The organism is Micromonospora sp. USAFONa4 (assembly GCF_057197825.1).
Genome location: NZ_CM170072.1, coordinates 6,177,495 through 6,202,862, shown reverse-complemented (window position 1 = coordinate 6,202,862; position 25,368 = coordinate 6,177,495). Strand labels below are relative to the sequence as shown.

Sequence of the window (25,368 nt, the reverse complement as noted above, 5' to 3'; positions counted from 1 at the left end):
GGACCCCTAGGCAGCCGCGCCTGCCCGACGGTGCCGGTCAGGCGTCCGGCGCCGTCGGTGTCCCTTTCCCCGGCCCGTCCCGCCCGGGGTCGGGCAGTGTCCGCTCAGGACTTGCCGAACTCCCGCTGGATGATGTCGAAGAGCTCGTCCCGGCTGGCCGACTCCAACTCCTCCGCGGCGGCCGGCGCCGGTGCGGTGGCGGCGGGTCGTCCCCGCCACCGGGCCAGCAGGTCCTCCAGCCGACCGACGACCGCGTCGTCGACCTGGCCGCCCGGCAGCCCGCCGAGGAGCTTGTCGAGGCGTTCGATCTCGGCCACGATCGGCAACGCCGGCTGCTCGGGCGCCAACTCGGCCCGCAGGTGACCGGCGAGCGCGTTCGGGGTGGGATGGTCGAAGACGAGGGTGGCGGACAGTCCGATGCCCGTTGCGGCGGTCAGCCGGTTGCGCAGCTCGACTGCGGTGAGCGAATCGAAGCCCAGTTCGAGGAAGCCACGGGCGGGCCTGATCCCGCTCGGCGTGGCGTGTCCCAGCACCGCCGCGGCGGTGCCGCGGACCAGGTCGAGCAGGATGCGGTCGCGCTCCGGCCCGGAGGCGGCGGCGAGCCGCTCGCGCAGCGCCGACGCCGCGCCGCGGTCCTCGCCCTTCGGCGTCTCCTCGGCCTGTGCGGGCTGTGCCTCGGGGATGTCGGTGAACAGACGCGACGGACGCAACGCCGTGAACGACGGCACAAACCGATCCCACCGCACATCCGCCACCACCACCTGACCCTCACCACCATCCAACGCCCGCTGCAACGCCGCCACCGCCAACTCCGGAGCCATCCCCGGCAAACCACGCCGACTCAACTGCTCCCCCGCCACCCCCACCGCCATACCCGCCTCAGCCCACGGCCCCCACGCCACCGACGTCCCCACCAACCCACGCCCACGCCGCGACACCACCAACCCATCCACAAACGCATTCGCCGCCGCATACCCCACCTGACCCGCCGAACCCCACACCCCCGCAATCGACGAAAACACCACAAACGCATCCAAATCCAAACCAGCAGTCAACTCATCCAACACCACCGCACCACCAACCTTCGCCCGCAACACCTCCTCCACCTCACCCACACCCACCTCACCCAACGGCGTCAACTGCGCCGCACCCGCCGCATGCACCACCGCCCGCAACCGCTCACCCCGACCCACCAAATCCCCCAACAACCCCGCCACCGCACCACGATCCGCCACATCACAACCCACCACCGACACCCGCACACCCAAACCCTCCAACCGCCCCACCAACTCACCCACACCCGGCGCACCACCACCCCGCCGACTCACCAACACCACATGCTCCGCACCCACACCCACCGCCCACAACGCCACCCGCGCACCCAACGCCCCCGTACCACCCGTCACCAACACCGTCCCCGACAACCGGAACCCACCCGCACCCACACCCGCCGGAGAACCCGCACGCACCAACCGCCGCACAAACACACCCGACGACCGCAACGCCACCTGATCCTCACCAGACGACGACAACACCCCACACAACCGACCCCACACACCCCCATCCAACAACCCCGGCAAATCCACCAAACCACCCCACCGCAACGGCACCTCCAAACCCACCACCCGACCCAAACCCCACACCGCAGAACCCGCGACATCCGCCAGCTCGTCCGAGCCGCCGACCGACACCGCCCCGCGCGTCAGCCACCACAACCGGCCCGACCCACCGACGTCGGTCAGCGCCTGCACCACGGCCAGCGCCGTCGACACCTCGGCGGCGGCCGGAACCGCATCCGGTTCCGGGGACGTGGACGCCTCCCGCGGCTCGGCCAGCGACAGCAGGGACACCACGTGGGCGTCCCGGTCGTCGGAGCCCATCGCCTCCCGCAGCAGCCGCGCCACCCGGTCGCGGCCGGCGCCGGCCGGGACCAGCACCGGGACCGCCCGGTCGGCCCGGGCGGCCAGCGCCGCGGCCACCGGGTGCTCCTCCTGCCCGGGCGCCATCAGCAGCAGCCAGGTCCCCGCCAACGTCGCGGAGTCCGGCACGGCGGCCGTACGCCACGTCGCCCGGTACCGCCAGGAGTCGACGACGGCCCGCTGCTGCGTCGCCCGCCGCCACCGGGCGAGCTTGGGCAGCAGCGCCGTGGACGGCTCGTCCGCGCCCACCGCGAGATCCTCGCCCAGCACGCCGAGGTCCCCGGACTCGACCGCCGCCCAGAACTGCTCGTCGGACGGGGCGTCGGCCCGCTCCGGAGCCGAGCCGGGCTGGGGGTCCTCCAGCCAGTAGCGCTGCCGGTCGAAGGCGTAGGTGGGCAGTTCCACCGCGCGCGGCCGGGCGCCGGTCTGGCCGAGGTACGCCGCCCAGTCGACGGCCACGCCGGCGGCCCAGAGCTGCCCGACGGCACTGGTCAGGGTGGTGACGTCGGGCTGGCTGCGGCGCAGCGTGGCGACGTACCGCACGTCGTCGGCCGGGTCCGCCTCGGCGGCCATGGCGGTGAGGACCGCGTCGGGGCCGACCTCCAGGAAGGTGTCCACCCCCTGCGCCCGCAACGCCGCCACACCGTCGGCGAAGCGCACGGCCTGCCGCACGTGCCGCACCCAGTAGCCGGGGTCGGTGATCTCTGCGGCCTCCGCGACCGCGCCGGTCACGTTCGACACGATCGGGATCTTCGGCGGCTGCCAGTCCAGCCCCGCCACCACCGACGCGAACTCCTCCAGCATCGGCTCCATCAACCGCGAGTGGAACGCGTGACTGACCGCCAACTCCTTGACCCGCCAACCCCGCTCACGGCAGGCCGCCACCACCGAGGCCACCTCGCCGGCCGCACCCGAGACGACCACCGACGCGGGGCCGTTCACCGCCGCCACGTCCACCGCCACACCCGCAGCGCCGATCAACTCGGCGACAGCCTCCTCCGACGCACCCACCGCCGCCATCACGCCACCGGCCGGCAACGCCTGCATCAACCGACCCCGCGCCGCCACCAACGTGCACGCATCCGCCAGCGACAACACCCCGGACACGTACGCCGCCGTCACCTCACCGATCGAGTGACCCGCCAGGTAGTCGGCCCGCACACCCCACGATGCGAGCAGCTCCCACAACGCCACCTCGACCGCGAACAACCCCGCCTGCGCGAACACGGTCTGGTCCAACAGAGCCGCAGCTTCCGAACCCGGCTCGGCGAACACGACCTCGCGCAGCGCACGCGGCAACAAGCCGTCGAAACGGGCGCACACCTCGTCGAAGGCCGAGGCGAACACCGGGAACGCGTCGTACAACTCCCGGCCCATGCCGGCGCGCTGCGAACCCTGCCCCGTGAAGAGCACCGCCCGACGACCCGCCGACACCACACCCGACAACCGGCCCTCGGCCACCGCCGACAGACCAGCGACCAGCTCGTCCGCGTCCGAACCCCACACGACCGCCCGGTGCTCCAGCGCCGCCCGGGTGGTCGCCAACGACCAGGACACGTCCGCCACCGCAAGGTCGGACCGGTCCCGCACGAACGACGCCAACCGCGCCGCCTGACCCGCCAGGCCCCGCTCGGAGCGCCCCGACAGCGTCCACGGCACCGGCACCCCGACCGGTGCGACCGGTGCGACCGGTGCGACCGGCGCCGGGACGGACTCCGGCTCCGGCTCCGGCTGCTCGATGATCACGTGCGCGTTCGTGCCCGAGATGCCGAACGACGACACACCCGCCCGCCGGGGACGCCCCACGCCCGGCCACTCACGCGACTGCGTCACCAACTCGACCGCACCCGACGCCCAGTCCACATGCGACGACGGCGCATCCACGTGCAAGGTCGCCGGCACCATCCCGTGCCGCATCGCCAAGATCATCTTGATGATCCCGGCCACCCCCGCAGCCGCCTGCGTGTGACCGATGTTCGACTTCACCGACCCCAACAACAACGGCACATCCCGACCCTGCCCGTACGTCGCCAGCAGAGCCTGCGCCTCGATCGGGTCGCCCAACGACGTGCCCGTGCCGTGCGCCTCCACCACGTCCACGTCGGCCGTGGACAGACCCGCGCTCGCGAGGGCCTGCCGGATCACCCGCTGCTGGGAGGGGCCGTTCGGCGCCGTCAGCCCGTTCGACGCACCGTCCTGGTTCACCGCCGTGCCCCGCACCACCGCCAGGATCCGGCGCCCGTCACGCCGCGCGTCCGACAGCCGCTGCACCAGCAGCACGCCGACGCCCTCGGACCAGCCCGTGCCGTCCGCGGCGTCCGAGAACGACTTGCAGCGGCCGTCGGCGGACAGGCCGCCCTGGATCGAGAACTCGGCGAACGTGCCCGGTGAGGCCATCACCGTGACGCCGCCGGCCAGGGCGAGGTCGCACTCGCCGGACCGCAGCGCCTGCGCCGCGAGGTGCAACGCGACCAGCGACGACGAACACGCGGTGTCGACCGTCACCGCCGGCCCCTCGAAACCGAACGAGTACGCCACCCGGCCCGACAACACGCTTGTCGCGTTGCCGGTGAGCAGGTGGCCGCCGACCTCCTGGGCCCGACCGACCGACCCGCTGGCGTACCCCTGGAAGCTGGCCCCGGCGAAGACGCCGACCGCGCCGCCCCGCAGGGTGGTCGGGTCGATGCCCGCCGACTCGACGGCCTCCCACGAGGTCTCCAGCAGCAGCCGCTGCTGCGGGTCCATGGCGAGGGCCTCGCGCGGCGAGATGCCGAAGAACTCGGCGTCGAACTCGCCGGCGTCGTAGACGAAGCCGCCCCTGCGGGCGAAGGACGTGTCGGACAAGCCGCTGCTGAGGAAGCTGTCCCAGCCCCGGTCGAGGGGGAACTCGGAGATGCCGTCGCGTCCCGTGGCGAGCAGTTGCCACAGTTCTTCCGGGGACGCGACGCCACCCGGCAGGCGGCAGCCCATCCCGACGATCACGATCGGGTCGTCGTCCACGGTGGCGACCCTGCGGTCGGCCGGCGCGTCGCCCGACGCTCCGAGCACGGTCTCCCGGATGAAGGCGACCAGGGCGGCCGGCGTCGGGTGGTCGAAGACGAGGGTGGAGGGCAACGCGAGGCCCGTTTCGGCGGTCAGCCGGTTGCGCAGCTCGACGGCGGTGAGCGAGTCGAAGCCGAGACGCTGGAACGCCCGGTCCGGCCGCACCGCCTCCACGGTGGCGTGGCCGAGCACCGTGGCCACCTGGGAGCGCACGAGGTCCAGGAGGGACGCCTCGACCTCCGGCGGCGTCAGGGCCGCGAGTCGTTCGCGCAGTGCGGAGGCCCGGTCGGTGGGGCCGGTCTCGGCTCGGGTCGCCGCCTCGATCGCCGCCTGTGCCTCGGGGATGTCGGTGAACAGACGCGACGGACGCAACGCCGTGAACGACGGCACAAACCGATCCCACCGCACATCCGCCACCACCACCTGACCCTCACCACCATCCAACGCCCGCTGCAACGCCGCCACCGCCAACTCCGGAGCCATCCCCGGCAAACCACGCCGACTCAACTGCTCCCCCGCCACCCCCACCGCCATACCCGCCTCAGCCCACGGCCCCCACGCCACCGACGTCCCCACCAACCCACGCCCACGCCGCGACACCACCAACCCATCCACAAACGCATTCGCCGCCGCATACCCCACCTGACCCGCCGAACCCCACACCCCCGCAATCGACGAAAACACCACAAACGCATCCAAATCCAAACCAGCAGTCAACTCATCCAACACCACCGCACCACCAACCTTCGCCCGCAACACCTCCTCCACCTCACCCACACCCACCTCACCCAACGGCGTCAACTGCGCCGCACCCGCCGCATGCACCACCGCCCGCAACCGCTCACCCCGACCCACCAAATCCCCCAACAACCCCGCCACCGCACCACGATCCGCCACATCACAACCCACCACCGACACCCGCACACCCAAACCCTCCAACCGCCCCACCAACTCACCCACACCCGGCGCACCACCACCCCGCCGACTCACCAACACCACATGCTCCGCACCCACACCCACCGCCCACAACGCCACCCGCGCACCCAACGCCCCCGTACCACCCGTCACCAACACCGTCCCCGACAACCGGAACCCACCCGCACCCACACCCGCCGGAGAACCCGCACGCACCAACCGCCGCACAAACACACCCGACGACCGCAACGCCACCTGATCCTCACCAGACGACGACAACACCCCACACAACCGACCCCACACACCCCTATCCAACAACCCCGGCAAATCCACCAAACCACCCCACCGCAACGGCACCTCCAAACCCACCACCCGACCCAAACCCCACACCGCAGCACCCACCACGTCGGTCAGGGGCTCCGCGTCGTCCACGGAGACCGCCCCACGGGTGAGCCACCAGAGCCGCCCCTGGACCTCCGTGGTGGCCAGCGCCTGCGCCACCGCCAGCGCCTCGACCACGCCCGCTCCGGCCAGCGACAGCAGCGAGATCAACCCGGCCACCGGCTTCCCGGCCTCCACCGCTCCGGCCAGTCGGCGCGCGACCTCGTCCCGGTCCGGCGCGTCCAGCACGACCGGCACCACCTCGGCGCCCCGCTCCGCCAGCCCGGCCAGCACCGGGTGGTCCTCCTGGCCGGGGACCATCAGCACCAGCCAGGAGCCGGTCAGGTTCTCGTTCCCGGTCACGTCACGGCGCTGCCACACCACGCGGTAGCGCCAGGAATCCACCGTCGACCGCTGCTGTGCGGCCCGCCGCCACTGCGCGAGCTTCGGCAGGACCGCGCTGAACGGTTCGTCCGCGCCGACACCCAGCTGGCCGCCGACCAGGTCGGGGTCGCCGGACTCCACGGCCGCCCAGAACCGCCCGTCGAGAGCTTCGCCGTGCGTGTCCCGGCGGGCCACGGGCGCCGCCTCGGGCCAGTACCAGGTGTGGTCGAAGGCGTACGTGGGCAGGTCGACCACGCGCGGCCGGGCGCCGGCCTGACCGAGGTACGCCGCCCAGTCGACCGGCACACCCGCGACCCACAACTGCCCCAGCGCCGAGGCCAGGGCGGCGACCTCCGCCTGGTCGCGCCGCGACGCCGGAACCCGCCACACCCCCGCATCCGCGACGATCTCCGCCACCATCGCCGTCAACGTCGCATCCGGACCCACCTCCAGGAAGGTGTCCACCCCCAGCGCCCGCAACGCCACCACACCATCGGCGAAGCGCACCGGCTGCCGCACGTGCCGCACCCAGTACTCCGGATCCACCAGCTCCAGCGGGTCCGCCACGGCACCCGTCACGTTCGACACCACCGCGACGCGCGGCACCCGCCAGTCGAGCCCCGCCACCACCGACCGGAACTCGTCGAGCATCGGCTCCATCAGGCGGGAGTGGAACGCGTGGCTGACCGCGAGGTCCTTCGTCCGCCAACCCCGCTCACGGCAGGCCGCCACCACCGAGGCCACCTCGCCGGCGGCACCCGACACCACCACGGACGCCGGACCGTTCACCGCCGCGATGTCCACGGCCGCACCCGACGCGCCGATCAACTCGGCGACAGCCTCCTCCGACGCGCCGACGGCCGCCATCACCCCACCGGCCGGCAACGCCTGCATCAACCGACCCCGCGCCGCCACCAACGTGCACGCGTCCGACAGCGACAACATCCCCGCCACGTACGCCGCGGTCACCTCACCGATCGAGTGACCCGCCAGGAAGTCCGCCCGCACACCCCACGACGAGAGCAGCTCCCACAACGCCACCTCGACCGCGAACAACCCCGCCTGCGCGAAGACGGTCTGGTCCAGCAGAGCCCCATCGGCGGTGCCCGGCTCGGCGAACACCACCTCGCGCAACCCACGCGGCAACAAGCCATCGAAGCGCGCGCACACCTCGTCGAAGGCCGAGGCGAAGACCGGGAACGCGTCGTACAACTCGCGACCCATGCCCACGCGCTGCGAACCCTGACCCGTGAAGAGCACCGCCCGACGACCCGCCGACACCACACCCGCGGACCGGCCCTCGGCAACCGCCGACAGACCGGCGACCAGCTCGTCAACGTCCGAACCCCACACCACCGCGCGGTGCTCCAACGCCGCCCGGGTCGTCGCCAACGACCACGACACGTCCACCGGCGACAGGCCACGATCGCGCACGAACGACGCCAACCGCCCCGCCTGACCCGCCAGGCCCCGCTCGGAGCGCCCCGACACCACCCACGGCACCGGCAGACCCACGGACGCGGGAACCGGCAGTCCGTCCGCCGATCCGCCCCGGTCGGTCTCGCCGCGCTGCTCCGCACCCGAGGGGCGGACGGACTCCGCCGGCGCAGTCGACGCGGCCGCAGGCCCCGGCACCGGCTGGGAGGCGGCGGGCTCCGCCGCCAACTCCGGCTGCTCGATGATCACATGCGCGTTCGTGCCCGAGATGCCGAACGACGACACACCCGCCCGCCGAGGACGCCCCACCCCCGGCCACTCACGCGACGCCGTCACCAACTCCACCGCACCCGACGCCCAGTCCACATGCGACGACGGCGCATCCACATGCAGCGACGCCGGCACCAACCCATGCCGCATCGCCAAGACCATCTTGATGATCCCAGCCACCCCCGCAGCCGCCTGCGTGTGACCGATGTTCGACTTCACCGACCCCAACAACAACGGCACATCCCGACCCTGCCCGTACGTCGCCAACAACGCCTGCGCCTCGATCGGATCACCCAACGACGTGCCCGTACCGTGCGCCTCCACCACATCCACGTCGGCCGCCGACAGACCCGCAGACGCCAACGCCTGCCGGATCACCCGCTGCTGCGACGGACCATTCGGCGCCGTCAACCCGTTCGACGCACCATCCTGATTCACCGCCGAACCGCGCACCACCGCCAGGATCCGGCGCCCGTCGCGTTGCGCGTCCGACAGCCGCTGCACCACGAGCACGCCGACGCCCTCGCCCCACGCGGTGCCGTCCGCCGACTCGGCGAAGGCCTTGCAGCGGCCGTCCGCCGACAGCCCGCCCTGGCGGGAGAACTCGATGAAGGCACCCGGGGTGGCCATCACGGTGACGCCGCCGGCCAGGGCGAGGTCGCACTCGCCCGACCGCAGCGCCTGCGCCGCGAGGTGCAACGCCACCAGCGACGACGAACACGCCGTGTCCACCGTCACCGCCGGCCCCTCGAAACCGAACGAGTACGCCACCCGACCCGACAGCACGCTCGCGGAGGCGCCGGTCGCGCCGAATCCGGCGAGTGCCTCCCCGGCCTGGCGTACGACGGTCTCGTAGTCCTGCCCGTTCGTGCCGGCGAACACCCCGACCCGGTCGCCGCGCAGCGCGAGGGGCTCGATCCGGGCGTCCTCGAACGCCTCCCAGGCGACCTCCAGCAGCAGCCGCTGCTGCGGGTCCATGGCGAGCGCCTCGCGCGGCGAGATGCCGAAGAACTCCGCGTCGAAGCCACCCGCGTCGGCCAGGAAGGCCCCGCGCGAGACGTAGGAGTCGGTTCCGGCCAGGGACTCCAGGTCCCAGTGCCGGTTGGTCGGGAAGTCCGACATCGCGTCGTCGCCGGCCATCAGCAGGTCCCAGAGTCCCTCCGGGGACTCGGCTCCGGCGGGGAAACGGCAGCCCATGCCGACGATGACGATCGGGTCGTCGCCCACGACGGGGCCGGTGGCGGCGGGGACGGGCAGCGCCTGCCCGCCGAGCAGCTCGGCGTGGATGTGGCCGGCCAGGGCCGCCGAGTTCGGGTAGTCGAAGGCGAGCGTGGTCGGCAGCGCGAGGCCGGTCGCCGCGTCGAGCCGGTTGCGCAGCTCGACCGCCGCCAGCGACGTGAAGCCGAGGTCCTGGAAGGCCCGGTCCGGTGCCACCCGCTCGGCGGACTCGTGGCCCAGGACGGCCGCGACCTCGGCACGCACGAGTTCGCCGAGGGCGCGCAGCTGCTCCGCACCGGACATTCCCGCCAGGCGGAGGCGCAGGTCGGCCGCCGGCACGGGGGTGTCGGCCGCCCCCGCCGCGCCGGCCTCGGCCAGCAGGTCGCGGACCAGCGGGTGCGGGCGCCGACCGCCGGCGGCGGCCACCCGGGCCCAGTCGATGTCGGCCACCACGAGGTACGTCTCGTCGCGGTCCAGCGCCCGGGTGAGGGCGCGTACGGCCGTCTCCGGTGCCATCGCGCCGAAGCCGGTGCGGCTCAGCCGCTGCTCGAACTCGCCGGCGCTGACCCCGCCGTCGGCCCACAGGCCCCAGGCGAGCGAGGTCGCCGGCAGCCCCTCCGCGCGGCGCCGCTGCGCCAGCGCGTCGAGGAAGGCGTTGCCCGGCGCGTAGGTGGTCTGCCCGGCGGCGCCCATGAGGCCGGCGAGGGAGGAGAAGAGGACGAAGGCGGAGAGGTCGGTGCCCCGGGTCAGCTCGTCCAGGTTGCGCGCGGCGTCGACCTTCGCCCGCAGGGCGGTGGCCAACTGGTCGACGCTCACGGCGTCGACGACGTTGTCGTCGAGGGCGGCGGCGGTGTGCACGACCGCGCCCAGCGGAAGCTCGGCGGGGATCGAGTCGAGCAGCGCCGCGAGCGCGGCCCGGTCGGCCACGTCGCAGGACGCGAGGGTGACCCGGGTGCCGAGCCCGGCGAGTTCCTCGGCGAGGGCGGTCGCGCCCGGTGCCTCGCCACCCCGCCGGCTGACCAGCAGGAGGTGTTCGGCTCCCTCGGCGGCCAGCGCGCGGGCGACGTGTCCCCCGAGCGCCCCGGTGCCGCCGGTGATCAGCACCGTGCCGCGCGGCGTCCAGGAACCGCGCGCACCGGCGTCGCCATACGTCGCACGAACGAGCCGGCGGGCGTGGCCGCCGGTGCCGCGCAGGGCGACCTCGTCCTCCCGACCGGTGCCGGTGATCAGCGTCCGGAGCATGCGCACGACGCTGTGGTCGGGCTGCTCGGGGACGTCGACGAGCCCGCCCCACCGGTGCGGGTGCTCGGCGCGCAGCACGCTGCCGAAGCCCCACGCCATGGCCTGCACGGGGTCGACGTGCCGGTCCCGGGACCCGACGGAGACCGCGCCGCGGGTGACGATCCAGAGCCGGGCGGCGATCCCGGCGTCCCCCAGGGCCTGCGCGAGCGCGACCGTGCCGGCGAGGCCCGTCGGCACGGAGGCGGCCGCGGCGTACGGCCGGGTGTCGAGGGCCAGCAGGGAGAGTACGGGCAGCACGTCCCCATCGCGGCCGGTCGACGCCTCGGCGAGGTCGTGGGCGAGGCGCTTGCGGTCGCACGCGGCGTCGACCTCGACGATCCGCCCGCCGGCGGCGCCGAGGGCGGCGGCCCAGTCCGTCACGGCCGCATCGGCGTCGGCCGGTACGACGAGCAGGAAGTCGGTCGCCTCGGCGCGGGCGGCGTCGTCCGTGAGCGGCTGCCAGGCCACCCGGTAGCGCCAGGAGTCGAGGGCCGCTTCGGCGTCCCGGCGGCGTCGCCAGGTGGACAGCGCCGGCAGCACGTCCGCGAGCGGGGCGTCGGCGTCGACGGCCAGGCTCTCGGCGAGGGTCGTCAGGTCCTCCGCCTCGATCGCCCGCCAGAAGTCCTCGTCGGCGGCGGTACGCCGGGCGGCGGGGGGACGGTAGGACCGCGTCGCGGCATTGATCCAGTAACGTCGATGATCGAAGGCGTACGTGGGCAGGTCGACCACGCGCGGCCGGGCGCCGGTCTGGCCGTGGTAGGCAGCCCAGTCGACCGGGACACCCGCCACCCACAACTGCCCCACCGCCGCCGTCACCGCGGCGACCTCCGACTGGTCCCGCCGCGACGCCGGAACCCGCCGCACCCCCGCATCCGCGACGATCTCCGCCACCATCGCCGTCAACGTCGCATCCGGCCCCACCTCCAGGAAGGTGTCCACCCCCAGCGCCCGCAACGCCACCACACCATCGGCGAAGCGCACGGGCTGCCGCACGTGCCGCACCCAGTAGCCGGGATCGGTGATCTCCCCGGCGTCCGCGACCGCGCCGGTCACGTTCGACACGATCGGCATCTTCGGCGGCCGCCAGTCCAGCCCCGCCACCACCGACGCGAACTCCTCCAGCATCGGCTCCATCAGGCGGGAGTGGAACGCGTGACTGACCGCCAACTCCTTGACCCGCCAACCCCGCTCACGGCAGGCCGCCACCACCGAGGCCACCTCGCCGGCCGCACCCGAGACGACCACCGACGCGGGGCCGTTCACCGCCGCGATGTCCACGGCCGCACCCGCAGCGTCGATGATCTCCCGCACCGCGATCTCGGGCGCGCCGACCGCCGCCATGACGCCGCCGGCGGGCAGCGCCTGCATCAACCTGCCCCGCGCCGCCACCAACGTGCACGCGTCCCCCAGGGACAACATCCCCGACACGTACGCGGCCGTCACCTCACCGATCGAGTGACCCGCCAGGAAGTCCGCCCGCACACCCCACGACGCGAGCAACTCCCACAACGCCACCTCGACCGCGAACAACCCCGCCTGCGCGAACACGGTCTGGTCCAACAGAGCCCCATCGGCGGTGCCCGGCTCGGCGAACACCACCTCACGCAACCCACGCGGCAGACGCGGATCGATCTCCGCGCACACCGCGTCGAACGACGCCGCGAAGACCGGGAACGCCTCATACAGCTCGCGACCCATGCCCACGCGCTGCGAACCCTGACCCGTGAACAACACCGCCCGGCGGCCCGCCGACACCACACCAGAGACCCGGCCCTCGGCCACCGCCGACAGGCCGGCGACCAGCTCGTCCGCGTCCGAGCCCCACACCACCGCCCGGTGCTCCAACGCCGCCCGGGTCGTCGCCAACGACCAGGACACGTCCACCGGCGACAGGGACCGGTCCTGCACGAACGACGCCAACCGCGCCGCCTGACCCGCCAGGCCCCGCTCGGAGCGCCCCGACACCACCCACGGCACCGGCACCTCGACAGGCGCGACCGGCGCGACCGTTGCGACTGGTGCGACCGGTGCGACCGTTGCGACTGGTGCGACCGGTGCGACTGGTGCGACCGGTGCGACCGGCGCCGGAGCGGACTCCGGCTCCGGCTGCTCGATGATCACGTGCGCGTTCGTGCCCGAGATGCCAAACGACGACACACCCGCCCGCCGGGGACGCCCCACGCCCGGCCACTCACGCGACTGCGTCACCAACTCCACCGCACCCGACGCCCAGTCCACATGCGACGACGGCGCATCCACGTGCAAGGTCGCCGGCACGGTCCCGTACCGCATGGCCATGATCATCTTGATGACGCCCGCCACCCCGGCGGCGGCCTGCGTGTGGCCGATGTTCGACTTCACCGACCCCAGCAGCAGCGCGTCCCGGTCGTCGCGGTCCTGCCCGTACGTGGCGAGCAGCGCCTGGGCCTCGATGGGGTCGCCCAGCGTCGTGCCCGTGCCGTGCGCCTCCACGACGTCGACGTCGGCGACGCCCAGCCGGGCGTTCGCGAGGGCCTGGCGGATCACCCGCTGCTGCGAGGGGCCGTTCGGCGCCGTCAACCCGTTCGACGCGCCATCCTGGTTCACCGCCGTACCCCGCACCACCGCCAGGATCCGACGCCCGTCGCGCCGCGCGTCCGACAGCCGCTGCACCAGCAGCACGCCGACGCCCTCGGACCAGCCCGTGCCGTCCGCCGCGTCGGAGAACGACTTGCACCGGCCGTCGGGGGCCATGCCCCGCTGCCGGGAGAAGTCGATGAACGTCTCCGGGGTCGCCATCACGGTGACGCCGCCGGCCAGCGCGAGGTCACACTCGCCCGACCGCAGGGCCTGCACCGCCAGGTGCAGCGCCACCAGCGACGACGAACACGCCGTGTCCACCGTCACCGCCGGCCCCTCGAAGCCGAACGAGTACGCCACCCGGCCCGACAGCACGCTGCTGGCGGTGCCGACGCCGAGGTAGCCGTCGAGGGCCTCCGGAACGTCCGCCAGCCCGGCGGCGTGGTTGTGGTACATCATGCCGGCGAACACGCCGACGGGGCGGCCCCGCAGCGCGAGCGGGTCGATCCGGGCGTCCTCGATGGCCTCCCACGAGGTCTCCAGCAGCAGCCGCTGCTGCGGGTCCATGGCGAGCGCCTCGTGCGGCGAGATCTTGAACAGGGTGGCGTCGAAGTCGCCGGCGTCGGCCAGGAAGCCGCCCTCGCGGGCGTAGCTGCTGCCCCGGCGCGCGCCGGACGGGTCGTACAGGTCGTCGACGTCCCAGCCCCGGTCGGCGGGGAAGCCGGTGATGCCGTCCCCACCGGCCACGAGGAGGTCCCACAGCTGCTCGGGGCTACGTACGCCGCCGGGGTAGCGGCAGCTCATGCCGACGATCGCGATCGGCTCGTCGAGCGCCGCGACGGCGGCGACCGGGGCCGGCGGCGCACCGGCGGCGGTCCCGGTCTCGGCGTCCAGGTGCTCGGCCAGGGCGAGCGGGGTCGGGTGGTCGAAGACCAGGGTCGCCGGCAGGCGCAGGCCGGTCACCGCGCCCAGCCGGTTGCGCAGCTCGACGGCGGTCAGCGAGTCGAAGCCCAGCTCGGTGAACGGGCGTCCGGCCTCGACGGCGGCGGCGTCGGCGTACCCCAGCACCGTCGAGACCTGGTCGAGGACGAGCCGCAGCAGGGCCGCGGCGCGCTCCTCGCGGTCGAGCCCGGCCAGCCGTTCGGTCAGGGCGGCGGTCTCCGCCGGGCCCGACCGGGCGGCGCGACGCCGGGGCGCGCGGACCAGGCCGCGCAGGACCGACGGCAGGGTGCCCGCCTCGGCCTGGGCGCGCAGCGCCGGGCCGTCCAGCGCCATCGGCACCGTCGTGGGCAGGCCGGTCAGCAGGGCGGCGTCGAGGAGCGCGAGGCCGTCCTCGTGGGGGATCGGCCGTACGCCGGCGCGGGCCAGCCGGTCGGTGTCGGCCCGGTCGAGGCCGGCGGTCATGCCGCCGCCCGACTCGACCCACGGCCCCCAGGCCAGGGAGTGTGCGGGAAGGCCCGCGGCCCGCCGCCGGTGCGCGAGCGCGTCCAGGAAGGCGTTGGCCGCCGCGTAGTTGGCCTGGCCGGGGCTGCCGGTCACGCCCGCCGCCGACGAGTAGGTCACGAAGAGCGCGAGGCCGTGGGCGGCGGTCAGCTCGTGCAGGTGCGCGGCGGCGTCCACCTTCGGCCGGAGCACCTCGTCGAGGGACTCGGCGGTGAGCGAGGTCAGGGTGCGGTCGGCCAGTACGCCGGCGGTGTGCACCACGCCGGTCAGCGGGTGCGCCGGGTCGATCCGGTCGAGCAGCGCGGCGAGGGCGTCGGGGTCGGCGGCGTCGCACGCCTCGACCGTCGCGGTGGCGCCCAGGTCGGCGAGGTCGGCGAGCAGGTCGGCGGCACCGGCCGCGCCGGGCCCGCGCCTGTTGGTCAGCACCAGGTGGCGGACCCCGTGCCGGGTGACGAGGTGGCGGGCCACGAGCGCGCCCAGGGCACCGGTGCCGCCGGTGACCAGCACCGTGCCGTCCGGGTCCAGCGCCGGCGCCGGCGCGTCGGGTTCCGGGGCGGCGACGAGCCGGGGCACCCGGGCCACGCCGTCGCGCACCGCCGCCTGCGGCTCGTCGGCCGACAGCAGGCCGGCGAGGGCGGAGGCGGAGCTCTCCTCGTCGTCGAGGTCGACGACCAGGAACCGGCCGGGGTGCTCGGCCTGGGCGGACCGGAGCAGACCCCACACGGCGGCGCCGGCCAGGTCGGCGACGTCAGCGTCCACGTCCACGGCGACGGCGCCGCTGGTGAGGACCACCAGCCGGGACCCGCCGGTGTGGCGCTCGGCGGCCAGCCAGCCCTGGAGCACGGCGAGGACCTCGGCGAGCAGGTCGTGGACCGGGCCGGGGCCGGTCGCGGCGGCGCCGGCCACCGGGTACAGCACGACGTCGGGCACCCCCGCGTCGCAGAGCGCGGCGAGATCGGCGTGCCGGTCGGCGGTCACGCCGGACGGCAGCGGCGCGGGACGGTCGCCGAGCACCGCCCAGGTCGTGCCGTCAGGCGCGCCCACGCCGCCGGCGTGCCGGGGCCAGTCGAGGCGGAACAGCGAGCGACGCCACGGGGACCCGCCGGAGGTGAGTTCCCCGGCCGGCAGGGGCCGCAGCACCAGGGAGCCGACCCGGGCGACGGGTTCGCCGGCGGCGTCCGCGACCAGCAGGGCCACCGTGTCCGCGCCGGAGGGGGTCAGCCGTACCCGCAGCGTGTCCGCGCCGTGGGCCGACAGCGTCACGTCCGACCAGGAGAACGGCAGCCGGGCCTCGCCGGGGTCGACGATGCCGAGGCCGACCGCCTGCACGGCGGCGTCGAGCAGGGCCGGGTGCAGCCCGTACGCGCCGGCCTCGTCGGCCGCCGGCTCGGGCAGCGTCACCTCGGCGTACACGTCGGTGCCGACCCGCCAGGCGGCGCGCAGCCCCTGGAAGGCGGGGCCGTACGCGAACCCGGCCCGCGCCGCCCGCCCGGTCAGCTCCGACACGTCGAGGGCGGTGGCGCCGGTCGGCGGCCAGTCCGCCAGCGTGGCCCCGCCGTCCTCGTGCGCCGGGGCGAGCAGGCCGGTGGCGTGCCGGACCCACAGGTCGTCGGTGCCGGAGCGGCGGGCGTGGACGGTCAGCTGCCACGCCTCGCCGCCGGCACGCTCGGCGGCGACCTGCACGTCGACGCCGCCGGTCTCCGGCAGCACCAGCGGTGCCTGGAGGGTCAGCTCGGCGAGCCGGTCGGCGCCGACCTCCGTGCCGGCGCGCAGCGCCAGCTCCACGAATCCGGTTCCGGGGAAGAGCACCACGTCGCGTACGGCGTGCTCGGCCAGCCAGGGCTGGCTCTCCACCGACAGCCGGCCGGTGAGCGTCACCTCGTCGCCGTCGGCCGAGCGGAACACCGCGCCGAGCAGCGGGTGGCCGGTCGGGGTCAGCCCGGCGGCGGTCACGTCGGCGGCCTGCGGCAGGGGCAGCAGCCAGTAGCGTTCGCGCTGGAACGCGTACGTGGGCAGGTCGACCGGCACGGGCGGGCCGTCGAACAGGGCCGCCCAGTCCACCGGCACGCCCCGGGCCCACACGGTGGCCGCGGCGGCCAGCGCGGTCGCCGCCTCGTCGTGGTCTGCGCGCAGCATCGGGGCGCACACCGCCTGGTCCGCGCCGACGATCTCCTGGGTCAGCGCGGAGAGCACCCCGCCCGGCCCCACCTCGACGTACGCGCCGACGCCCAGCTCACGCAGGGTGGCCACGGCGGCGTCGAAGCGGACCGTGTCGCGGACGTTGCGCAGCCAGTACGCCGGGGAGCGCACCTCGTCGGGATCGAGCACCGCGCCCGTCACGGTGGAGACCACGGGGATCCGGGGCGCGGCGAAGGTCAACTGCCCGAGCACGTCGCCGAACGCGTCGAGCATCGGGTCCATCCGCGCGGAGTGGAACGCGTGGCTGACCCGCAGCCGCTTCGTGCTGCGGCCGAGGGCCGCGAAGTGTGCGGCGACCGCCAGCACCGCGTCCTCGTCGCCGGAGACGACGACGGACTCCGGGCCGTTGACGGCGGCCAGCCCGGCGCCGGCCGCCCCGCCGGCGGTGTCCAGGTGCTGGCGTACCTCCGCCTCGGTGGCGCGGATCGACACCATCGCCCCGCCGGTGGGCAGGGCCTGCATCAGGGTGCCCCGGGCTGCCACCAGGCGGGCGGCGTCGGGCAGCGACAGCACGCCGGCGACGTGCGCGGCGGCCACCTCGCCGACCGAGTGGCCGGCCACGAAGTCCGGCACGACGCCCCACGACTCGACGAGCCGGTAGGCCGCCACCTCGACGGCGAACAGCGCCGCCTGGGCGTAGCCGGTGCGGTCGAGCACCTCGGCGGGACCGTCGAGCACGGCGCGCAGCGGCCGGTCGAGGTGCCTGTCCAGCTCGGCGCAGGCGGCGTCGAAGGCCGCGGCGAAGACCGGGAACGCCGCGTACAACTGTCGGCCCATGCCGACGCGCTGGGCGCCCTGCCCCGTGCAGAGCACGGCGACGCGGGTGGGGCTGGCGACCCCGCGCCGCACGGACGCCGCCGGGACGCCGTCGGCGAGCGCGCCGAGCGCGGCGACCAGCTCGTCCCGGTCGGCCCCGAGCAGCACCGCCCGGTGTTCCAGGACGGACCGGCCGGTGGCCAGGGCCCGGCCCACGGCGGCCGGCGCGGCGTCGGGGTGCTCGGCGAGCCAGGAGCGCAGCCGGTCGGCCTGGGCGCCGAGCGCGGCGGCGCTGCGCGCGGAGACGACCCACGGCAGCGGGTCGGGCCCGGCGACGGCGTCGGTGCCGGCGGCCGGCTGCGGCGCGGGCGGGGCGGCCTCGACGATGACGTGGGCGTTGGTGCCGCTGACGCCGAACGAGGAGACACCGGCCCGCAGGGGCCGGGAACCGCGCGGCCACGGGCGCGGCTCGCGGAGCAGGCTCACCGCGCCGGCCGACCAGTCGACGTGCGGGGACGGCTCGTCGACGTGCAGGGTCCGCGGCAGGACGCCGTGGCGCATCGCCATGACCATCTTGATCACGCCGGCGACGCCGGCCGCGGCCTGGGTGTGCCCGAGGTTGGACTTGATCGAGCCGAGCCAGAGGGGCTGGTCCTCGGCCCGGTCCCGGCCGTACGTGGCGAGCAGCGCCTGCGCCTCGATGGGGTCGCCGAGGCGGGTGCCGGTGCCGTGGGCCTCCACGGCGTCCACGTCGGCCGGGGAGAGCCGGGCGTTCGCGAGGGCTTGGCGGATCACCCGCTGCTGCGACGGGCCGTGCGGCGCGGTGAGGCCGTTGGAGGCGCCGTCCTGGTTGACGGCCGTGCCACGGACGACGGCGAGCACCGGGTGGCCGTTGCGCTGGGCGTCGGAGAGGCGCTCCAGCAGCAGCAGGCCGGCGCCCTCGCTCCAGCCGGTGCCGTCGGCGGCGGCGGCGAAGGACTTGCAGCGCCCGTCCGGGGACAGGCCGCGCTGGCGGCTGAAGCCGACGAAGGTGTCGGGGCTGGACATGACGGTGACGCCGCCGGCCAGTGCGAGCGTGCACTCGCCGGAGCGCAGGGCCTGCACGGCGAGGTGCATCGCCACCAGCGAGGACGAGCAGGCGGTGTCGACGGTCACCGCCGGGCCCTCGAACCCGAAGGTGTACGCGATCCGGCCGGAGACGACGCTGCCGTGGTTGCCGGTGCCGACGAACGCCTCGACGTCCTCCGGCACGCCGTTGAGGCGGGAGACGTAGTCGTGGTACATGACGCCGGTGAAGACGCCGGTGCGGCTGCCCTTGAGCGAGTCGGCGGCGATGCCGGCCCGCTCGATCGCCTCCCAGGCGACCTCGAGCAGCAGCCGCTGCTGCGGGTCCATGGCCAGCGCCTCGCGCGGGGAGATGCCGAAGAACCCGCCGTCGAACTCGCCGGCGTCGTGCAGGAAGCCGCCCTCGCGGGTGTACGACTTGCCGTGCGCGTCCGGGTCGGGGTCGTAGAGGTTCTCCACGTCCCAGCCCCGGTCCGCCGGGAACGGCGTGACGGCGTCGACGCCGGACTCGACCAGCCGCCACAGGGCCTCGGGGGTCCGCACCCCGCCCGGGTAGCGGCAGCCCATCCCCACGATCGCGATCGGCTCGTGGTTCTGCTCGTCGACGGCCCGCAGGCGTTCGCTGGTCTCGTGCAGGTCAGCGGTGACGCGCTTGAGGTACTCGCGGAGCTTGGCTTCGTTCGCCATCGGGTTGATCACCTGTCGCTAAGGGGCAAGCGGCGGACTCGTGGTCAGGATCGGCCGAACTTCTGGTCGATGAAGTCGAACAGCTCGTCGTCCGAGGCCTCGTCGAGGGCCTGGCTGACGTCGGCCGGCCGATCGGTGGCGTCGCTCCACCTGGTGACCAGCGCCCGGAGGCGGACCGCCACGGCGGTCCGCGTCTCGTCGTCGCCGGCCAGTCGTTCCAGCTCCTCCGGCCCGGTCGCGGCGAACGCGGCCTCCAGCCGGTCCAGCTCGGCCAACAGGCCCGCCTCGGGCGCCGGCGGGGCGGCGTCGACAAGCAGGAAGTCGGCGAGGGCGGCGGGCGTGGGGCAGTCGAAGATCAGGCTCGCCGGCAGCCGGATCCCGGTGAGGGCGGTCAGCCGGTTGCGCAGCTCCACCGCCGTCAGCGAGTCGAAGCCGAGGCCGGTGAACGTCTGCCCGGAGGGCACGACGGTGGCCGGCGGGTAGCCGAGCACCTCGATGACCTGCGCCTTGACCAGGTCCTCCACCAGCCGACCGCGCTCCGCCTCGGGCGTGCCGGCCAGGCGCTGCGTGAAGGACGGCCCGCCGTCGCCGCCGCCGGCGACGGCCCGCCGCCGGGCCCGGACCAGGCCGCGCAGCGGCGCCGGGAGCTGGCCGGCGTCGGCCTGGCGGCGCAGCGCGGCGGGGTCGAGCAGCGCCGGCACCAGGTGGGGGCGGCCGCCGCGCAGGCTGGCGTCGAAGAGGCGTAGCGCCTGGTCGGTGTCGAGCGGGCTGAGGCCGTTGCGGCTCATCCGCTGCCGCTGGGCGGCGTCGAGGGCGCCGGTCATCCCGCTGTCGGCGGCCCAGAGGCCCCAGGCCAGGGAGGTGGCGGCGAGGCCCGCGGCGCGCCGGTGCTGGGCGAGGCCGTCCAGGAACGCGTTCGCGGCGGCGTAGTTGCCCTGCCCGGGGCCGCCGAGGACGCCGGCGACCGACGAGAAGAGGACGAACATCGCCAGGTTCCGCCCCCGGGTCAGCTCGTGCAGGTGCCAGGCGGCGTCGGCCTTGGCGGAGAGCACGGCGGACATCCGTCCGGGGGTCAGCGCCGAGATCACCGCGTCGTCGAGGACGCCGGCGGCGTGGACGACGCCGGTGAGCGGGTGCTCGGCGGGTACGCCGGCCAGCAGGGCGGCGAGGGAGTCCCGGTCCGCCACGTCGCCGGCCGCCAACCGGACCTGCGCGCCCAGCGCGGTCAGCTCGGTCAGCAGCTCCGCCGCGCCGGGGGCGTCCGATCCGCGCCGGCTGACGAGCAGCAGCCGGCGCACCTTGTGCGTGCCGACCAGGTGCCGGGCCAGCAGTCCGCCGAGGGCGCCGGTGGCCCCGGTGACCAGGACCGTCCCGTCGGGGTCGAGGTCGGCGCCCAGCGCCGGGTCGAGGACGGCGGGCGTGAGCCGGGGTGCCAGCACCCGCTCGTCCCGGACCGCCAGTTGGGGTTCGCCGGTGGCGACCGCGCGGGCCACCAGGTCCATCGTGCCGGGCTCCGGCCGCCGTGCCTCGTCGAGGTCCACCAGCACGAAGCGGCCGGGGTGTTCCGCCTGGGCCGAGCGCAGCAGGCCCCAGACCGCCGCGCCGGGCAGGTCGGTCGTGCGGCCGGTGTCGCCGGCGGGGACGGCCCCCCGGGTCAGCACGACCAGTTGCCGTTCCGCCAGCCGGTCGTCGGCGAGCCAGCCCTGCACGGCGGTCAGCACGGCGGCGAGCCGGGTCCGGGTGGCGGCGGGGACCGGGGCGCGCTCGTCGTCGGCGTACGCGGCGAGCAGCACCAGTTCCGTGTCGAGCAGGCCGACGTCGACCGCGTCGGCCAGCTCGGCGAGCCCGTACCGGGCGAGTGCCGCCAGGTCGGACGGGGCGTCGCCGAGGAGCACCGCGTCGGCGGTCGCCGGGGCGCCCGCCGGGACGCTCTGCCAGGCGACGTCGTACAGGGAGTCGACGCCCGCGTCGGCGCCGCGTACCTGCTCGGCGGTCACGGGGCGGGAGACCAGGGAGCCGATCCGGGCGACGGGGGCGCCGGCCGGGTCGGCCAGGGTCAGGGTGACCCCGCCGCCGCTGCGCCGGACGCGTACCCGCAGCGCGGTCGCGCCGACCGCCGAGAGGGTGACGCCGGTCCAGGCGAAGGGCAGGCGTACGCCGGACGCCTCCTGGTCGGCGTCGAGCAGGCCGACGACGTGCAGGGCCGCGTCCAGCAGGGCGGGGTGGATGCCGTAGCCGGTGACCTCGGTGCCGTCGGGCACCGCCACCTCGGCGCACACCTCGTCGTCGGTACGCCAGACCGCGCGCAGGCCACGGAAGAGCGGGCCGTACTCGACGCCCAGGCGGGACAGCTCGGTGTAGACCTCGTCGACCGCGACGGCGGTGCCGGACGTGGGCGGCCAGGGCGCCGGCCCGGCCCCGTCGGGCTGCGGTGCGGCGGGTGCGAGGACACCCGCCGCGTGCCGGTCCCACTCCCCGTCCGGGTCGGCGGCGGCCCGCGAGTGAATGGTGACCGGCCGGCGTCCCTCCTCGTCCGCCGCGCCCAGCTTCACCTGCACCGACCGGGCGTCCTGCCCGGTGAGCGCCAGCGGTGCCTCCAGGGTCAGCTCGTCGAGGGTGTCGCAGCCGACCTGCGCGCCCGCGTGCAGGACCATCTCGACCAGGGCGGCGCCGGGCACCACGACCGAGTCCCAGACGACGTGCTCGGCGAGCCACGGGTGGGTACGCGCGGAGAGTTCGGTGCCGAAGAGCCGTACGTCGTCGTCGGCCACGCGTACGGCGGCGCCGAGCAGCGCGTGGTCGACGGGGCGGACGCCGAGCCCGGGCGCGCCCGCGCCGCCGGCGGTGGTGTTGAGCCAGTAGCGCTGGTGGTCGAAGGCGTACGTGGGCAGGGCGACCGTGCGGGGGCGTGCCCCGGCAGCGGTGAGGTATCCGGTCCAGTCGACGTGGCCGCCGGTGACGTACCGCTCGGCGAGGGCGGTGCGCAGCGTGTCGGGCTCGGGCTGGCCGGCTCGCAGCGTGGCGGTGAACCGGACGTCGCCGGTCGCCTCGACGCAGTCCTGTGCCATCGCGGTGAGCACGGCGTCGGGGCCGACCTCCAGGAAGTGCGTCACGTCCTGCCCGTGCAGGGTCCGTACGGCGTCGGCGAAGCGCACGGGCTGCCGCACGTGCCGCACCCAGTAGCCGGGATCGGTGATCTCTACGGCCTCCGCGACCGCGCCGGTCACGTTCGACACGATCGGGATCTTCGGCGGCTGCCAGTCCAGCCCCGCCACCACCGACGCGAACTCCTCCAGCATCGGCTCCATCAACCGCGAATGGAACGCGTGACTGACCGACAACTCCTTGACCCGCCAACCCCGCTCACGGCAGGCCGCCACCACCGAGGCCACCTCGCCGGCCGCACCCGACACCACCACCGACGCCGGGCCGTTCACCGCCGCCACGTCCACCGCCACACCCGCAGCGCCGATCAACTCGGCGACAGCCTCCTCCGACGCACCCACCGCCGCCATCACGCCACCGGCCGGCAACGCCTGCATCAACCGACCCCGCGCCGCCACCAACACACACGCATCCGCCAACGACAACATCCCCGACACGTACGCCGCCGTCACCTCACCGATCGAGTGACCCGCCAGGAAGTCCGCCCGCACACCCCACGATGCGAGCAGCTCCCACAACGCCACCTCCACCGCGAACAGACCCGCCTGCGCGAACACGGTCTGGTCCAGTAACGCGGCGTCGGCCGAACCGGCCTGCGCGAACACCACCTCGCGCAACCCACGCGGCAGGTGCGGATCGATCTCCGCGCACACCGCGTCGAACGACGCCGCGAAGTCGGGGAACGCGTCGTACAGCTCCCGGCCCATGCCGGCGCGCTGCGAACCCTGACCCGTGAAGAGCACCGCCCGACGACCCGCCGACACCACACCCGACACCGCCGGCCCGCCCCCGGCGACAGCCGACAGACCGGCGACCAGCTCGTCCACCGACGAACCCCACACCACCGCCCGGTGCTCCAACGCCGCCCGGGTCGTCGCCAACGACCACGACACGTCCACCGGCGACACGGACCGGTCCCGCACGAACGACGCCAACCGCGCCGCCTGACCCGCCAGGCCCCGCTCGGAGCGCCCCGACAGCATCCACGGCACCGGCAACCCCAGGGGGCCCGCCGCCGGTTCCGCCTCGGTCCCGGGATCGGTCTCGGGTTCCGGCTGCTCCAGGATCACGTGCGCGTTCGTGCCGGAGATGCCGAACGACGACACGCCCGCGCGCCGGGGACGCTCCACCGCCGGCCACTCACGCGTCCGCGTCACCAGCTCCACGGCACCCGCCGCCCAGTCCACGTGCGACGACGGCGCGTCCACGTGCAGCGTCGCCGGCACCACACCCGCCCGCATCGCCGAGATCATCTTGATGATCCCGGCCACCCCGGCAGCCGCCTGCGTGTGACCGATGTTCGACTTCACCGACCCCAACAACAACGGCACATCCCGACCCTGCCCGTACGTCGCCAGCAGAGCCTGCGCCTCGATGGGGTCGCCCAGCGTCGTGCCCGTGCCGTGCGCCTCCACCACATCCACGTCGGCCGCCGACAGACCCGCAGACGCCAACGCCTGCCGGATCACCCGCTGCTGGGAGGGACCATTCGGCGCCGTCAGCCCGTTCGACGCACCGTCCTGGTTCACCGCCGTGCCCCGTACCACCGCCAGGATCCGGCGGCCGTCGCGTTGCGCGTCCGCCAGGCGCTGCACCAGCAGCATCCCGACGCCCTCGGCGAGGGCCGTGCCGTCCGCCGCGTCGGCGAACGCCCGGCACCGGGCCACCGGGGAGAGGTTGCCCTGCCGGGTGAAGTCGACGAACACCGCCGGGGTGGGCATCACCGTCACGCCGCCGGCCAGGGCGAGGTCGCACTCGCCCGACCGCAGCGCCTGCACCGCCAGGTGCAACGCCACCAGCGACGACGAGCACGCCGTGTCCACCGTCACCGCCGGCCCCTCGAACCCGAACGAGTACGCCACCCGACCCGAGGCGATGCTGCCCGCGTTGCCGAGACCCAGGTAGTCCTCGACGCCCGCCGGCGGGGTCTCCGGCGGGTGGGCGTACCCGCTGTGGGTCATGCCGGCGAAGACCCCGACCCGGGCGCCCTTCAGGCTGGTGGGGTCGATGCCCGCCGACTCGACGGCCTCCCACGAGGTCTCCAGCAGCAGCCGCTGCTGCGGGTCCATGGCGAGGGCCTCGCGGGGCGAGACGCCGAACAGCCGGGGGTCGAACTCGGCGGCGTCGGGTACGAAGCCGCCCTCGCGGACCGACGAGGTGCCCGGCCGGGACCGCTCGGGGTCGTAGAGCGCGTCCAGGTCCCAGCCACGGTCGGTGGGGAAGGAGGCGATGGCGTCGCCGCCGGCCGCGACGAGGTCCCACAGCTCCTCGGCCGTGCGTACCCCGCCCGGGAACCGGCAGCCGGTGCCGACGATCGCGATGGGCTGCTGCGCATCGGCCTCGACGTCACGGAGCCGTTGCCGGGTCCGCCGCAGGTCGGCGGTGACTCTCTTCAGGTACTCCCGGAGCTTGTCTTCGGTGTCCATCAACCCAGCCCATCGCGATTCACGGCGGAGACTCGACGTAAGCGACGGTACGAATGCGCAGAAGTCTCAGGCGACACCTGTATCTGTCGTTCGGCTCGCTCGGCCGAGAGCCACGCAGATCCCCATCTGCCGGGAGAAGTTATTGGGTGTGCGCGAGCGCGGACAACCCCTAACCAGGCAACGGGCCAGCTAGGGGTGTCCGGTCCCCACCCGTCGCACTA

2 protein-coding genes are annotated in these 25,368 nt (G+C 74.7%); both read right to left on the bottom strand.

The window, feature by feature from the left end; all coding sequences use genetic code 11:
- Positions 1–104: 104 nt before the first annotated feature.
- Entirely contained in the window at positions 105–19,556 is a 19,452-nt protein-coding gene (locus tag AC0OO9_RS27180) for a type I polyketide synthase (protein WP_484513353.1), read from the bottom strand.
- 44 nt (positions 19,557–19,600) lie between these two features.
- Complete coding sequence (locus AC0OO9_RS27175) at positions 19,601–25,150, bottom strand: type I polyketide synthase (protein WP_484513352.1); 5,550 nt, start codon at positions 25,148–25,150, stop codon at positions 19,601–19,603.
- Between the last annotated feature and the right edge of the window lie 218 nt (positions 25,151–25,368).